This window comes from Methylocystis suflitae, from assembly GCF_024448135.1.
Taxonomy (GTDB): domain Bacteria; phylum Pseudomonadota; class Alphaproteobacteria; order Rhizobiales; family Beijerinckiaceae; genus Methylocystis; species Methylocystis suflitae.
Genome location: NZ_JAMRYX010000080.1, coordinates 20,857 through 35,861, shown reverse-complemented (window position 1 = coordinate 35,861; position 15,005 = coordinate 20,857). Strand labels below are relative to the sequence as shown.

Sequence of the window (15,005 nt, the reverse complement as noted above, 5' to 3'; positions counted from 1 at the left end):
ACGTGCGTCGTAGAGTGGCGCGCGTCCATTTAGTCGCCGGAACAAAATGTCTCCGACACGTAAATTCGTCGCTTCTGGACTGTTTGGCATCGCGCTGGGATTCGCGGTGCTTGCGCTCGCCAGCTTTTTGGCCGTGCGCGCTGAAATGCAGCGGCGGGAAGCCGGCGCATGGCTGCGCCACACCGTTCAAGTGCAAAGTGATCTTTATCAGCTTTATGGACTGCTGCAGGCCGCCGAGAGCGGTCAACGCGGTTTTATCATCACCCAGGACGAACGCTATCTCGACGCCAGCTCCGAAGCGGTGCGCAAACTGCCCCACGTCGTCGATCGCCTTTCCGAGAGCCTAAGAGACAATCCCCAGCAGCTCGCGGCTGTCGCGGAATTGCGGCCGCTGCTTGGCGCAAGGGTCCAGATCATCGATGAGGCGATCGCCGATATGCGCGCGCTCCAGATCGACAAGGCCGTGCAGCTCGTCAAGTCCGGGCGCGGAAAGGCGCTGATGGACCGGCTCCACGCCATCATCGACACGATGATTGAAAATGAGCAAAATCTGATCGAGAAGCGCGAGCGCGAAGTCAGCGCGGCCGGCGGCGAATTCGACGCGGCCGTTTGGGCGATCGGCGGCATAATCTTCGCGCTTGGCGCATTCTCATTTCTCAACGCGCAAAAGCAGATGCACGCGCTGCAAATGTCACGCGACTCGCTGAAGACCGCCTACGACCAGCTGATCGGGGAAACGACGCGCCGCGAAGCGCTCGAGTCGCAGTTGCGGCAGTCGCAAAAGCTAGAAGCGCTCGGCCATCTCACCGGCGGCATCGCGCATGACTTCAACAATATGCTCGGCGTCATCGTCGCGAGTCTGCATCTGTTGCGTCGAAAGCTTGCGACCTCGAAGGAAGATTGCGTTCAACTGATCGATTCAGCGATGGACGGCGCCGATCGCGCCACCGCCATGGTTCGCCGGCTCCTCGCATTCTCGCGCCGCCAGCCTTTGTCGCCGCGCCCGCTCGACCCCAACAAATTCGTCGCCAGCGTTTCGGACATGGTGCGCCGAGCTCTCGGCGAGAAGATCGAACTCGAAACTGTGCTCGCCGGCGGCCTGTGGGCGACAAAAATTGATCAGCACGAACTGGAAAGCGCCATCGTCAATCTCGCGGTCAATGCGCGTGACGCCATGCCGGATGGCGGCAAGCTGACGATCGAGACGGCCAACTGCTATCTCGATGACGCCTACGCCAGTGAAAACATGGAAGTGAACCCAGGCCAATATGTGATGATCGCCGTGACCGACACGGGTCAAGGCATGCCGCCCGAGGTCTTGTCGCGGGCGTTCGATCCGTTCTTCACCACAAAGCCCGCAGGAAAGGGTACGGGACTCGGCCTTTCGCAGGTCCATGGATTCGTCAAACAATCTGGCGGCCAGGTCAAAATCTATTCCGAACCCGGACGCGGAACCTGCATCAAGCTCTATCTACCGCGCTTCAATAACGTCGAAGCGCCCGCCGAACTGCCGCTTCCGCCGCCCCGACCTCTCGAACTTCCGCTTGGAAGGCCGGAAGAACTGGTGCTCATCGTCGAAGATGACGACACGGCGCGCCGGGTGACCGCGCAGGGCGTGCGGGAATTGGGTTACTCCGTTCTGGAGGCCGAGAACGGACGCGAGGCGATCGACATTATTCGCCGTCGCGCCGACATCGCGCTGATGGTCACGGATGTGGTTATGCCCGATATGGACGGCGCCCGGCTCGCGCGCGAGGCGGTGTTTCGCAGACACAGCCTGCGCGTTCTGTTCATCACCGGCTATACGCGCAACGCCATCGTGCACAATGGCGTTCTCGACCAAGACGTCAAGCTGCTCACAAAGCCGTTCACCTTGGAGCAGCTTGCGGTCAAGATGCGGGAGATTCTGGATTCCAGATAGCCGGCGGTCAGTCTTCGGCTTTGAGTGGACGCATCAGCAGCGCTTCGATGGCGCCGTCGACGCTCAGCCGTGCGGAGAGAATAGCGTCGACGGCCTCGGCGATCGGCAGCTCGACGTCATGCGCGCGCGCCATTTCCACCATGACGCGCGCTGTAAAGGCGCCCTCCGCCAGCTTGCCATGCGTGGCGTCTGCCACCGACTTTCCCTGCCCCAGCGCTTCGCCAAGCGCAAAGTTGCGCGATTGCGCCGATCCGCAGGTGAGCACCAGATCGCCCAATCCTGAAAGACCCATCAACGTCTCTTGACGCGCGCCCAACGCGCGCCCGAGACGCATCAGCTCGGCAAATCCGCGTGCGATGAGCGCCGCCTGCGCGCTCGCGCCGAGCCCGCGGCCGTGGCTCATTCCTGCGGCGATGGCGAGAACGTTTTTCGCTGCGCCGCCGATCTCGACGCCGCGCACGTCGGTAGAGCGATAAAGCCGAAACGTCTTCGTCGAAAGCTCTTCACTCAAGCGTCGGGCCAGCGCTTCATCATGTGCCGCGAGAGTCACCGCCGTCGGCAATCCTTTGCATACGTCCACCGCAAAGCTTGGTCCTGAGAGCACGGCGACATCGGCTTGGGGCAATTCTTCCTTCGCGACTTCGCTCAGGAACTTGCGCCGGTCGCGTTCGATCCCCTTGGCGCAAATCACAAAGGCGGCGCGCTCGCGCATATGCGGCCGCGCGGCGCGCGCGGTCATGCGGATCGCCTGTGCCGGCGTGACGGCGAGTACGATTTCCGCCTCACGTATGACGGAAATGTCGCTTGTCGGGGCGACGGCGGCGGCAAGCGGCAGACCCGGCAACCGGCGCGTGTTCTCGCGGTCGCGCGCCAGGGCTTCGGCGGCCTGAGGATCGTGCGCCCATAAGGGCACGCGCGCGCGGCCTTGCGCAGCGACATTGGCGAGGGCGACGCCCCAAGCGCCGGCGCCGAGAACAGCGACAGTCGCGCGCGTCATCGCATGCCGATCCGCTGATTGTCCGAACGCGACCACAGCCTTTCAAAAGTCTGATGAAACCGCGCTGCGGCCTGTGGGCTCTCGATCACGATCAAGTCATTGTCCTGATAAACTTCGCCGGAGACACTGAAATTCGCGGAGCCGCTACGCAAGACGCGACCGTCCACCTGATACGATTTCAGATGCATCAGATCACGCGAGCGGCCTTTGCGGCGCACTTCGACGTTCGGGGCGTCGGCGATTTCCTCGATCACGGACGCGCCGCGCCCCATTTCCTCGCCGTCGAGATAGATCCGCACCTTGACGCCGCGCATGGCCGCGCGGCCGAGCGCCGCCGTCAGAGAGCGGTCGGTCAGAACATAGGCGGCCATGTCGATCGAGCGGCGCGCCTCGTTGATCAGCCGCCCGTCGACCGCGCCGAAACCGTCGCCGGGTCCATAGAACACGCGCACGCCCGCGAAGGTCGGCTCTTCTGCGAGCAGTCCGGCCGGCTGCGGCGTTGGCGCAAGCGTCATGGCCGCAAGCGCCGCTGAAAAAAGGAGCCGCATCGAACCGCCCTAGGCCTTGCCGTGGTGTGAACGGCTCGGCGCGGCGTCGAGCGGCCATCGCGGCCGCGGCGCAAAGTCGAGGTCATCGGTCAATCCGCGTTTTAAGCGCTCGAGACCGGTCCAGGCGATGATCGCGCCATTGTCAGAGCAGAGCGCCGCTGGCGGCGAAATGAACCGCAGTCCGCTTTCGGCGCAAAGCCGCATGAGCGCGCGGCGAATGGCGCCGTTGGCCGCGACCCCGCCGCCGATCACAAGGCCTTGCGGGGCTCGCCCCTCGCCTGCCGTAAAGAGGCGCACGCCGGAGCGCACCCGATCCACGATCACGTCGACGATCGCAGCCTGGAAAGAGGCTGCAAGATCCCTGACGTCCGTTTCGCTCAGCGTCTGCAATCTAAGGATTTCCTGCCGCACCGCGGTCTTGAGGCCAGACAAGGAAAAGTCGGCCCCTTCGCGGCCAAGCATCGGCCGCGGAAAGTCGAATCGTCGCGCGTCGCCTTCAAGCGCGAGCTTCTCGATTTGCGGCCCGCCAGGATATGGCAGCTCCAGCATTTTGGCGACTTTGTCGAAGGCCTCGCCGGCGGCGTCGTCGACGGTGGATCCAAGCCGGCGATAGTCGCCGATGGCCTTCACCGCGACGATCTGCGTGTGCCCGCCGGAGATGAGGAGCGCCAGAAAGGGAAAGTCCAGGCGGTCTGTGAGCCGTGCGGTCAGCGCGTGGGCCTCCAGATGATTAACGGCGATGAAGGGCTTGCCCAAGGCAAGCGCCAAAGCCTTCCCCGCCGTGAGCCCGACAAGAACGCCGCCGATCAATCCCGGGCCAGCCGCGGCGGCGATGCCATCGAGGTCCTTCGCCTCGGTCTTGGCCCGCTCCAGCGCGCGTCTGATCAGCCGGTCGAGCACATCGATATGGGCTCTTGCCGCGATTTCCGGAACGACGCCGCCATAGGCGGCGTGGCGGGCGATCTGGCTCAACACCTCATTGGAGAGGATCTCTCCGCCTTCGCCGCCAAGCCGCTCGGACACGACCGCGACCGCGGTCTCATCGCAAGTGGTTTCAATGCCCAAAACGCGCATGCGAACTCCCTGCGCAAGAAAGCCGCGCCGCTGAACGCCTCACCGGCGGAACGAAGCTTATACCGCCGTACGGCGGGAAGTTGGAAAATTGTGGTTGGCAAAGGGTTTACGCCAAGAATTCTTAGCTGTCGTGAATATCGACGTATACTAATGCAGCGCTAAAGATAGCTTCATTAAATTTCTTAGAATTCGTTGGGGTCCCTCTTGACACGATCTCGATTAATACAAGTTGGGTCAGCAGATCGTTGCTCCCCCAACGACGCACATATCTTGAGCTGAGTAGAATTATGGCTAAGGCGAAGAGGTAATTAGCGTCCCGGTTGAGGTTGCTCTCGGTCTAAACTGTATGGAGGTGAAAATGGCGTCGAACAAAATTAAGGCTTTGGCGTTAACGTCCACGATTGCAATGGCCGCCGTGATCGGCTCCACGAGTCTGGCCGAAGCGCGCTACTGCCGGGCTCATTATGGCTGGCATCGGCACTGCGGCGGAACCTACTGGGGTTACGCGCGTCCGGTGCGCACCTATTGGGGTTATGCGGCGCGGCCCGCCTATTGGGGATCCCGCTGCTATCGGCCGGGCTATTACGGCGCCGCTTGGCCGGGCTATTATGGTTGGGGCGGAACCCCCGGCTATTACGGATATGGCGGCGGCGGCCTGCTTGGCGCAGGACTCGGCGCTGGTCTGGGCCTCGGCGCAGGTCTCGGAGCCGGCCTGTTTGGCGGTTGGTGGTGATCAATTAGCATTCCGCGAGGCGCGTAGAGTACGCTCGTGGAGCTAAACAGAACGTCCGCTCGCACGAGCGGACGTTCGCTTTTCGAGGAATGCCATCGCCACGCTGCTTCCGCTTGCCCTTCGCGCGCTCCCGCCTATAGTCGCGCGGGTAACGGCTGGCGGATAATGACTTCTTTCCCTCCCCTTCGCATTGGAACGCGCGGCAGTCCGCTCGCCCTCGCCCAGACCCATATGGTCCGCGCGGCGTTGATGCACGCGCATGGCGGAAGCGAAGCGGATTTCCCGATCGAGATCATCCGCACGACGGGCGACCAGATCCAGGATCGGCCTCTCTCTGAATCAGGGGGGAAAGGGCTTTTCACCAAGGAACTCGATTCAGCGCTCATCGCCAGCGCGATCGATCTCGCCGTGCATTCCTCGAAGGACCTGCCGACGCATTTACCCAGCGAGATCGTTATCGCCGGCTATCTGCCGCGAGAGGATGCGCGCGACGCCTGGATATCGCGCGGCGGTCTCGCGCTCGATGCGCTTCCCGCAGGCGCCGTCGTCGGAACCGCCTCGCTGCGCCGCGCCGCGCAGGTGAAGCGCCGGCGACCCGACCTTGTGACGACGCTGCTTCGCGGCAATGTCGAGACACGTCTGAAGAAAGTTGAGAACGGAGAGATCGACGCGACCCTCCTCGCGCTCGCGGGATTGAAGCGGTTGGGTCTCGCCGATCGCGCGACGGCGCTGCTTTCCTTGGACGAGTTTCCGCCCGCTTGCGGACAGGGCGCGATTGGCCTCACGCGGCGCGCCGGCGACGACGCCACGCGCGATCTGCTCGCGCCGCTCTTCGACGAAGCGACCGGCTTCGCGCTCGCCGCCGAACGCGCCTTCCTTGCGGCGCTCGATGGCTCCTGCCGCACGCCGATCGCCGGCCATGCGCAGGTTCACGGCGCCGAACTCTCCTTCGTCGGTGAAGTGCTCAGGGCCGACGGCGCGGAAGCCTATGTCGTGCGCCGCCACGGCCTCGCGATTGACGCCGCGCTGATCGGCGCGGACGCCGGCAAGGAAATCCTGCTGCGCCTGCCGCATGGCGTCGCGGGGCTTATGTGAAGCCTGTTCTGGTGCTGCGCGCGGCTGAGGACGCCGCGCGCACGGCGCGAAAGCTGCAGGCGCTGGAGTGCGTCGCCGTAATTTCTCCTGTGCTGGAATTCGTCGCCACGGATGCGATCATTCCTTGCGGTGAATATGACGCCGTCATCGTGACGAGCGCGAAAGGCGTCGAATTCGCCGGCGATGCGCGCCCGCTCAGAGCGGCGCCGCTGCACGCCGTCGGCGAGAAAACCGCCGAAGCGGCGCGCGCGCGTGGCTTCCAACCAGATATTGTCGCCGGGAACGCGGAAGCGATACTTCCGCTTCTTCTCGAACGCTATCAGCGTCCGGCGCGTTTCCTTTATCTGGCCGGGCGCGACCGACAGAACATTCTGGAGGCGGGCCTGCGCGCCGCCGGCCATGAGATCCAAACGGTCGAAGTATACCAAGCGCGGGCGGCTCAATCGCTAACCGCCGAGGCCTTAGCCGCCATCGGCGCGCGGCGCGTCACCGCCGCCCTGCACTATTCCCGGCGCAGCGCCGAAATCTTCCTGCAGCACGCGCAGGCCGCCGGCGTCGCCGATGCGTTGCGCGACATGACGCATGTCGCGCTGTCGGAACATGTCGCGGCGCCGCTTCGACGCCGCGGCTTGGAGGCGCTCGTCGCGACAAAGCCGGACGAAGAACATCTGCTGTCGCTTCTATGGAATCAGCTGCGCACGAAAACGCCCTGACCGTTCGCGTTGAAATAGTCGATGGCGACGGCGCTCGCCTTCTCGCCGCCGCTTCGAGAAAACCTTGCCGGACTGACCCCGCTGGCGTTTTCTCCTGGAGGCTGAAAGGTGAAAATGTCGCCTGAATAGTGACGCAGCGGATAGGGCGTGGGCGTCGGGCCGAGCGTCAGCGAGAGTCCGTCGGACGTTTCGACGACGCCGATGGGTCCGTAAAGCTCATTGCGGTAGGCGCCGACATATGTCGCGCGCGACGCGCGCGCCGGCGCGCTGGCGAGCGGTTTTGCGTAATCGGCGTCCCGACCATACGTCGGGACCGCCATCTTCGCGAAAGCCTCGCTAAAGAGCGCGAACCAGTCCCGTTCGATCTTCCCGGTCAGAACGATATCGAGGAAGCTGCGGCAAATCGTTTCTGGCGCGCCGACCGGCGCTGAATTGCTGAGCACGACGATGCCGAACCGCTCCGCCGGCATGACATAGACGCAGGTCGAGGCGCCGAGAGAGAATGCGCCCGAATGGCTCCAGCGCACCCGCGCCGGACCGCCATAGTCGATATCCCAGCCGAGCCCGTAAAAGGTCGGCCCGCGCATCGGGTCATGGGCGGGTCCCGTGGCGATCTGCGGGAAATGCGTTTCGCCAAGCGCCTCCGGCTTGACGATCTCGCGGCCGTCGAGGGCGCCGCGTCCGAGCTGCATCCGCACCCATGTCGCCATGTCGCGCGCCGACGCCGACGCGCCGCCCGCCGGCGCCTGCGCGTCGGGATTTCGCTGTTCCCCGACCACCCATCTGTCGCCACGACGCACATGGCCGAAGGCGCGGTTGTTTCGCGCAACGAAATCGGCGTGGCGCGAGCTGGCGTTCGCCATTCCAAGCGGCCTGTAGAGATGTTCGTCGCAAATATCTTCCCAGGATTTGCCCGCCGCTTTCGCCGCCGCGAAACCTGCCGCTGAAAACCCCATATTGTTGTATGCGTAATGCGTGCGAAAGCTCGTGTCCGGTTTGATGTAGCGCAGCCGGCGAATGATTTCGTTGCGGTCGTAGCCAATGTCTTCGACAAGATCGCCGGCATGGTCGGGAAGTCCGCTGCGATGGCAGAACATGTCGCGCAGCGTGATCTCGCGCGTGACCCAAGGATCGCTCATCGCGAACTCCGGCAGGCTCCGCGCGATCGGATGATCCCAAGAGACGACGCCGTCACCGACGAGGCTCGCGACAGCCGTCGTGGAGAGCGGTTTGGAAAGCGAAGCGAGCTGGAAGACCGTGTCGGGGTCGACGCGTTCGGCCGCGCCGGCGCGGCGCACGCCGAAACCTTTCAAATAGAGCACGTGATCGGGCGAGACGACGGCGACCGACATTCCCGGCACGCCGGTTTTTCTCATGACGTCGACGACGAGCCCGTTGAGTTCGTTCAGATGTTTTTGGGTCGGCTCGCGAACGGGCGACGGTTTGGAATTCTCCTTGGCGAGCGCTTTGGGAGACAGCAAGCCGAACCCAGACGCAAGCAGCGCGGATCGTCTCGTGAAAGGCATATTGGCTCTCCGCTCGCGCTTCATTGAAAACAATAGCGCTGAATCACTTCTCCGCTAGCGCCCAGCCGATCAGCACCATCACCGGCCCGACGATGGTCTGTTCCGCCGCCTTACCCGGCAAATCCGCGATGGTGCCCTTGACCACCCGCTCATGCGACGTGGAAGCGCGTTCAATGAGGAAGGCGGGCGTATCGTGAGACATGCCCTCCTGCAGCAGACGATGCGACAATTCCGGCAGCGTGCGGTTGCCCATATAGACAGCCGTCGTAGCGCGTTCGTCGGCGAGCGCGCCCCAATCGAAGTCCTCGGGAAATTCGCCGTCCTTCGTGTGCGCGGTAATGAATTGCAAACGCCGGGCTGTCTCCCGGCTCGTCAGCGACTTGCCGATCGCAGCGCCGCCGGCGCAGGCGGCGGTCACGCCGGGCACGATCTCGATCGAAAAGCCAGCTTCGCGCAACGCGGCGATTTCCTCATTGGCGCGCCCGAAAATGAGCGGGTCTCCGCCTTTCAGCCGCACGACGTTCTTGCCTTCGCGCGCGAGTTGGACAAGCAGCGCGCTGATTTCTTCCTGGCGAACCGAGGGCGCGTAGCCGCGCTTGCCGACGTTGATGCGTGTCGCTTCGCGGCGAGCGAGATCGAGAATGCTCGCAGGAACGAGATCGTCGAAGAGCACGACATCGGCGCCGGCGAGCGCGCGCATGCCCTTCAGCGTCAGCAGCTCCGGATCGCCGGGCCCTGCCCCGACGAGCGTGACGCGTCCGCGCGCCGTAACCTCGGCGCCGGCGCGCGCCTCTTCGATCAGCGCCGCGCGGTCGTCCTCATGCGGCGCGCGCTCGATTTCGCGGAAGGCGAGCCGCGTGAAGCGGCGCCAGAAATCGCGGCGCGCCAGAAAGTCGAGTCCGGACGCGCGCACGAACGGCCGCCAGGCCTGCGCCGCGCGCGTCCAGGCCTGGAATGTCGCGGGCACCAGCGTCTCGATCCGGCCGCGCACCGCCTGGGCGAAAACCGGCGATGCGCCGCCGGTCGAAACGCCGATCACGAGCGGCGAGCGATTGACGATGGCGCCCATAATGAAATCGCTGAGCGCAGGCCGATCGGCGAGATTGATCGGCACGCCAGCCGCGCGCGCCCACTGATGGGCCTGACGCGCGAGCGAGTCGTCCTCGACCGCGCCGAGCGCCATCGATGCGCCGGCGAAATCGTTGGGCTCGACGGCGCGCTTATGAATGGAGACGTTGTCGCGCGCCGCTCCGATCTCGCGAAGCTTGTCGCAGGGCGCAGGCGCAAAAACGTCGACCCGCGCGCCCGTCGCGGCCGCCAAGTCGACTTTCCAGGCGGCCGCTTCGCTACCGCCGATGACGAGCACCCGCCGCCCGGCAAGCGCGTAGAACACGGGCAGAGTCGCCAGCGGCTGCATCAGATCGGCGGATACTTCGTCGGGTTTGCGGGTCACGGCGTCCTAGGTGCAGGACCAGCGGGCGCGACGCAAGAGCTTTAACCCGGCGCCGCACGCTTGCGCGGCTTCGAGATGACGGACTTTCACAGGCGCCACGACCGGCCATGCAAGCCAATTTGCGGTCCGGCGATGTTTCGCCGGCTAGAACCTCGCATTGACAGTGACATAGGCCGAACGCGGAGCGCCGGGCATGATGTTGTTGTTGTTGTGCGCCGAGGCGTAGTACCGCGCGCCAGCCAGATTCTCGACGTTAAGTTGTCCCGAGACATTCTCGCTCAACCTGACGAACACGGCGCCGTCCACGCGCGCGTAACCGGGCACGACGACGACATTGTCGATTGCCGGATAGAACTTCGAATTGTAGACCACGCCGGCGCCGACGCCCAGAACGCCGGGCCCTGCGTCAAAGAAGGAGGAAATGTCGTATTTGTTCCAGAAGGAGAAGGTGTTGCGGGGCACCGAGGGATTGGTCTTGCCGACGTCGGTGAAGAACGGCGTCCGCAAGGTCGGCGTTCTGTCTGTCCTGACGACACGGGCGTCCTGATAGCCGTACCCTAGCGAAACCTCCCAGCGATCCGTAACGTTGCCGACGAGCCCGAGTTCTCCGCCCTGCGTCCTTGTATCTGCGAGGATGGCTGTCGTCGCATTGACCGTGAGCTGTTGATTCGAACGATTGAGCTGATACAGCGCGCCCGTCAAAAGCAGGGCCGGCAAGAGCTGCGCTTTGAAACCCACCTCGACGTTCTGGAAGCTCTGCGGCGCGAGATTGGCGACGGTTGGAAACAGCACGTTGAATTGATCGCCTGCCACGGGCAGGAAGCTTCGCGAATAGGAGCCATAGACCGAAAGTATCTCGATCGGCTTGAACACGAGGCCGAAGCGCGGCGACCATACATTGTCGACGCGGCGAAGCTGGCCCCTGAAATCAGTGGGGCCCGTATCAAAGCCAGTATATTTCAGGTCGAATCTGTCGAAGCGCACGCCTGCGATGACGTCGAAATATCGCGTGACTTCGATCTGATCCTGAACATAGCCTGCCGCAAGGTCCAGATTGGTGTGACGACGACGGTTTGGATTGGCGAACACGACCGGAAAATACGCAGTCGGCGTCCAGAACGGCGTCGTCACACGCTGCGTTCTGCAGGACACGTTGAAACAGGAGAGATCGCGATTGTCGTCGGATATCTGGTTGCCGACTTCGGCGCCAAACATCACGGTGTGACGGATGTCAGGCGTCATCTGCCACTTATAGACGAGGTCCGTCTGATTGAAGATATTCTGCCGTGGGCTGGAGTTGACATAGCCGTCGAGACGCACGATCCCGGCTGGCGTAACGGTCCTCGCGACAGGGTTAAGGAGCGTCGTGACGAAGCCCAGCCCCTGATCAGGAAATGTGTTCTGATAGCGTTTCTCATAGTCCGCGTAGACGAACTGATTGCGGATGTTGAGGCCGAAATCCGTCGTATGGTCCAGCGCGAGCGCTGCGCGGTTGAGGTCTACCTTGGAGTAATTCACCGCTTCGACCGAAGGATTGCCGACGCCGAAGAAGGCGTCGATCGGCGCCGGCGACGGATATCCCGGATAGATCGATGAGCCTCCGAAAACGAAGCCGCCCACTGACGGAATGCCGCGATCGGCGGTGCGGCGATCGCGGAAATGTTCGTAGCTCAGCGTGATGAAGGTTTTCTCGAGCGGATGCCAGGTAATCGTCGGATTGACGCCATAGCGCTCGAGCTTGAAGAAGTCGCGGTAGCTGTATGATTGCTCGTAGAGTCCATTGAGCCTGACGGCGAGCGTATCGTTGATTGCGTCGCCGACGTCGACCGTGAGGCGCTTGCGCCCGAAGCTGCCTGAGCTGACGGTGATGGACCGCAGCCGTTCGCCGTCCGCCTTTTTGGTGACGCGGTTGACGATACCGCCGCCGCCGCCGCGGCCGAAGATCAGCGCATTGGGTCCTTTGAGAACTTCGACGGCCTCGATGTTGTAGAGATCGCGATAATATTGCGCGTCGTCGCGAATGCCGTCCGTGTAGAAATCCGCGGTCGTGTCCTGTCCGCGGATCGTGATCTGGTCGCGATTGCCTTCGCCTTGGGCGACAGTCACGCCGGGCACATACTGCAGCGCCCGGCTTATATCGATGCTGTTGCGGTCCTGAAGCTGCTGCTTCGTGAGAATCGTGATCGACTGAGGGATGTCGATGATCGGCGTATTGGTTTTGGTCGCGGTCGATGTTCTGCCCGCGAAATAGCCAACGACGTCCGTAGGGCCACGGCCGAGCGCCGTGGCGGGGAAAAGCGGATGGTCGCCGGGAACCCCCTGAACGGCTGGAGCTGCGACCCCGACGGGCGCGCGCGTCGTCGGAACGACCCTGGCGCTGCGCCGGGCCCCTCCGACATCGATGGGGGGCAACTTTTGCGCGCCGCTCGCGGAGCGCGCCTCCGACGCGACAGGCTTCGGCTTCGCCTGGGGGGCTGTGCGGGGTTTCTCCGGCGGCGCCTCGACTCGTATCGGCGGCAGGGGCCCGGATTGAGATTGCGCGAGAGCGGGAAGCGTGGGCGTCAGCGCCGCGGCAAGAGTAAGGGCGGCGACCGAAGCCGCGCCGGTCAGTCGGTCAAACGCCGCAGTAAGGGAGGAGAGCGTCTGCACTGACGGGAATTGTTTTTTAATCATATCTGCCCTCTGCGCGGTTCATCATCGCGATTAGGCAATGGTTAAGGTTGGTCTTTGAAAACTGTCAATTAGGACAAAGGGCTAGCATGGAAGGGTTCCAACTATTGTTTCCGATTGTAACTGAGTGTTGCTGAATTACGACACAAAAACAATTTTTGACTGGAAGTCTTTCAATGACGAGATCATCACTTTTTGTTGACTGTTGTATTTTCCGCACACCCCTGACCTCGAGCCTCGCGCCTGATTCTTCGCCTCATGCAAGAGCGCAACAAAAAAGGCGGCCCTGAGAACAGGACCGCCGGAAACGTCACGTCAGAATGAAGCGCGCTTACTTCTTCTTGCCGTCGGGGCCGAACTGAACGAGATAGGCCCACACATTCTCCTGGTCCGCGTCATTGGGCAGGCCCTGGAAGATCATCTTGGTGCCGGGGATCTTCGCCTTCGGATTCTTGATGAACTCCTTGAAGCTGGCCTCGTCCCAAACGATGCCGGAATTCTTGTCAGCCTCGGAATAGTTGTAGCCCTCGACCGAGCCCGCCTTGCGGCCTTCGATGCCGTTGAGATGAGGCGCGACGGCGTTCTTCGCGGTCTCTCCGACCTGGTGGCAGGCCTTGCACTTCGCGAAGACCTTTTCGCCCGCGGCGGCATCGCCCGCGGCGGAGGCCTGGCCGGCCGAAGCGGCGAAAGCGACGCTCGCGGCGAACGTCAGCAGGGAAATCGTCCTCATCCTTGTTCCTTTCCTCTTCCCGGCGTTCGCTTCGCGCCCGCCCTTATGAAATTGCGCCTGGCCACATCTGACGCCTAGCCGGCGCTCTTTAGACCGTTTTGAAACTACAACCAAGCCGCTATCCAACACAATACGCCAGAGTTTACGTTCTTCTATACTCAAAGGTCTGAACGAGCGCTGAACCCAAGACTCAGGTCACGCGTCGAAGCGTGAGATTGACGCGCACGCCAAGCGTCGCAAGCGTCGGCGGCAATGGCGTGTTGATCGTCGGTAGAATCCTGTCGACGCCGTGATAGCGCATCCTTGCAGGTCCAGAGAGCACGAGCGCGTCTCCGGAAGATAGCGCGAACGCCTTCGCGCAATCGCCGCGCCGCGTTCCGCCAAGCTTAAAGCGGCAGTCGGCGCCAAGCGACAATGAAAGAATCGGCGCTTCGAAATCGGCTTCGTCCTTGTCCTGATGGAGGCCCATGCGCGCTGTTTCATCATAGACGTTTACGAGGCAAGCCTCGGGAGGCTTGGGATACCGCGCAAGTTCGTTCCAAATGTCCAAGAGGCGGCGTGGGATCGAAGGCCAAGGTTGCCCGGTTTTGGGATGGCGCGGCTCGTAGCGGTAGCCCCGTTCCTTATCGCTGATCCAGCCGAGCGCGCCGCAATTGGTCATACGCACCGACATCGGGGCGCCGGTCTTCGGCATGGTCGAGACATAGAGCGGCGCGGCCGCGATGACCTCGGCGATCTCTTCAGCCAGAGCCCTCTGCGCCGCTGCGTCGAGAAAGCTCGGAAAATGGAATGCGCCGGGCGCGAGTTCAGCCATGCAGCGACATGTGGCGCCGAACGGGCGTTTCGTCCATCAATGTGGGGACGCCGCCTGCGAAGGCCAGCGAAAACAGAGCGGCTGAGCAGAACTGCGCTAAGCCAATACAGTCTTCGACGCCACCGTCGAATCCGCGTTGAGCTGGTAAATGATCGGAACGCCCGTCGTAAGCTCCAGCGTGGTCACAGACTCGGGCGTCATCTGCTCCAACACCATGCAGAGCGCGCGCAGCGAATTGCCATGCGCCGCGACCAGCGCCCGTTCGCCACGCATCACCGGCGGCAGAATGCGCTGGACATAGAAGGGCACGACCCGCGCGACCGTGTCCTTCAGGCTCTCGCCGCCTGGGGGCGGCACGTCATAGGAGCGTCGCCAAAGGTGCACCTGCTCTTCGCCCCATTTGTCGCGCGCCTCGTCCTTGTTGAGCCCGGAAAGATCGCCGTAATGGCGCTCGTTCAACGCGCGGTCCTTGATGGTCGGGACACTCGTCTGGCCGAGCTCCTCGAAAATGAGATCGATCGTGTGTTGCGCGCGGAGCAAAGCGGAGGTGAAGCCGACGCTGAAGAGAATGTCCCGCTTCTTCAACTCGCGGCCGGCGCGGCGCGCCTCTTCGATGCCGAGCGGCGTCAAATCGGGGTTTTTCCAACCGGTGAAAAGGTTTTTGGCGTTCCACTCGCTTTGACCGTGGCGAACCAGAACGAGAGTGCGATTCATGCTCATAAACTCTCGTC

General features: G+C 63.0%; 13 protein-coding genes. 4 read left to right on the top strand and 9 right to left on the bottom strand.

Translation table 11 applies throughout. From position 1 onward, the window contains the following. Positions 1–46 precede the first annotated feature (46 nt). Entirely contained in the window at positions 47–1,921 is a 1,875-nt protein-coding gene (locus NEI07_RS06535; protein WP_256033507.1) for a CHASE3 domain-containing protein, read from the top strand. Positions 1,922–1,928: 7 nt separating this feature from the next. On the opposite strand, the gene NEI07_RS06530 is transcribed toward NEI07_RS06535, so the two are convergent. Genes NEI07_RS06530 through tsaD form a run of 3 tightly spaced genes read right to left on the bottom strand, consistent with a single transcriptional unit; the run spans position 1,929 to position 4,540 of the window. After that, positions 1,929–2,918 (bottom strand): NAD(P)H-dependent glycerol-3-phosphate dehydrogenase, encoded by a 990-nt coding sequence (locus NEI07_RS06530; protein WP_256033505.1) that lies wholly within the window; start codon positions 2,916–2,918, stop codon positions 1,929–1,931. Further along, positions 2,915–3,433: a phospholipase D-like domain-containing protein gene (locus tag NEI07_RS06525; protein WP_256033503.1), complete on the bottom strand. Its 519-nt coding sequence runs from the start codon at positions 3,431–3,433 to the stop codon at positions 2,915–2,917. The genes NEI07_RS06530 and NEI07_RS06525 overlap by 4 nt, the downstream gene beginning before the upstream one ends. 42 nt (positions 3,434–3,475) lie before the next feature. Then, positions 3,476–4,540, bottom strand: a complete 1,065-nt coding sequence (gene tsaD, locus NEI07_RS06520) for a tRNA (adenosine(37)-N6)-threonylcarbamoyltransferase complex transferase subunit TsaD (protein WP_256033501.1) — start codon at positions 4,538–4,540, stop codon at positions 3,476–3,478. 358 nt (positions 4,541–4,898) lie between these two features. Here tsaD and NEI07_RS06515 point away from each other — a divergent pair, with 358 nt between their 5' ends. From NEI07_RS06515 to NEI07_RS06505, 3 genes are all read left to right on the top strand, one after another. Next, positions 4,899–5,273: a hypothetical protein gene (locus tag NEI07_RS06515; RefSeq protein WP_256033500.1), complete on the top strand. Its 375-nt coding sequence runs from the start codon at positions 4,899–4,901 to the stop codon at positions 5,271–5,273. Between the two features lie 165 nt (positions 5,274–5,438). Continuing rightward, positions 5,439–6,368: a hydroxymethylbilane synthase gene (hemC, locus tag NEI07_RS06510; protein WP_256033498.1), complete on the top strand. Its 930-nt coding sequence runs from the start codon at positions 5,439–5,441 to the stop codon at positions 6,366–6,368. Beyond that, a complete protein-coding gene (locus tag NEI07_RS06505) occupies positions 6,365–7,081 on the top strand; it encodes a uroporphyrinogen-III synthase (protein WP_256033495.1) in 717 nt (238 codons plus the stop codon). The genes hemC and NEI07_RS06505 overlap by 4 nt, the downstream gene beginning before the upstream one ends. Here the strand turns inward: NEI07_RS06505 and NEI07_RS06500 are convergent. From NEI07_RS06500 to NEI07_RS06475, 6 genes are all read right to left on the bottom strand, one after another. Further along, positions 7,057–8,607, bottom strand: coding sequence for a serine hydrolase (locus tag NEI07_RS06500; RefSeq protein WP_256033494.1), 1,551 nt, complete (start codon positions 8,605–8,607; stop codon positions 7,057–7,059). The two genes, NEI07_RS06505 and NEI07_RS06500, sit on opposite strands and share 25 nt — an antisense overlap. A gap of 43 nt (positions 8,608–8,650) precedes the next feature. After that, the gene (cysG, locus tag NEI07_RS06495; protein ID WP_256033493.1) at positions 8,651–10,060 is read right to left on the bottom strand and encodes a siroheme synthase CysG; all 1,410 of its coding nucleotides are present in this window, start codon (positions 10,058–10,060) and stop codon (positions 8,651–8,653) included. 144 nt (positions 10,061–10,204) lie between these two features. Next, positions 10,205–12,733 (bottom strand): TonB-dependent receptor, encoded by a 2,529-nt coding sequence (locus NEI07_RS06490; protein ID WP_256033492.1) that lies wholly within the window; start codon positions 12,731–12,733, stop codon positions 10,205–10,207. 328 nt (positions 12,734–13,061) lie between these two features. After that, on the bottom strand, positions 13,062–13,460 hold the full coding sequence (locus NEI07_RS06485; protein ID WP_256033491.1) for a cytochrome c-554: 399 nt from the start codon (positions 13,458–13,460) through the stop codon (positions 13,062–13,064). Positions 13,461–13,650: 190 nt separating this feature from the next. Further along, positions 13,651–14,274 (bottom strand): alpha-ketoglutarate-dependent dioxygenase AlkB, encoded by a 624-nt coding sequence (locus NEI07_RS06480; protein ID WP_256033490.1) that lies wholly within the window; start codon positions 14,272–14,274, stop codon positions 13,651–13,653. A gap of 96 nt (positions 14,275–14,370) precedes the next feature. After that, positions 14,371–14,994: a 2,3-bisphosphoglycerate-dependent phosphoglycerate mutase gene (locus tag NEI07_RS06475; RefSeq protein ID WP_154450582.1), complete on the bottom strand. Its 624-nt coding sequence runs from the start codon at positions 14,992–14,994 to the stop codon at positions 14,371–14,373. Between the last annotated feature and the right edge of the window lie 11 nt (positions 14,995–15,005).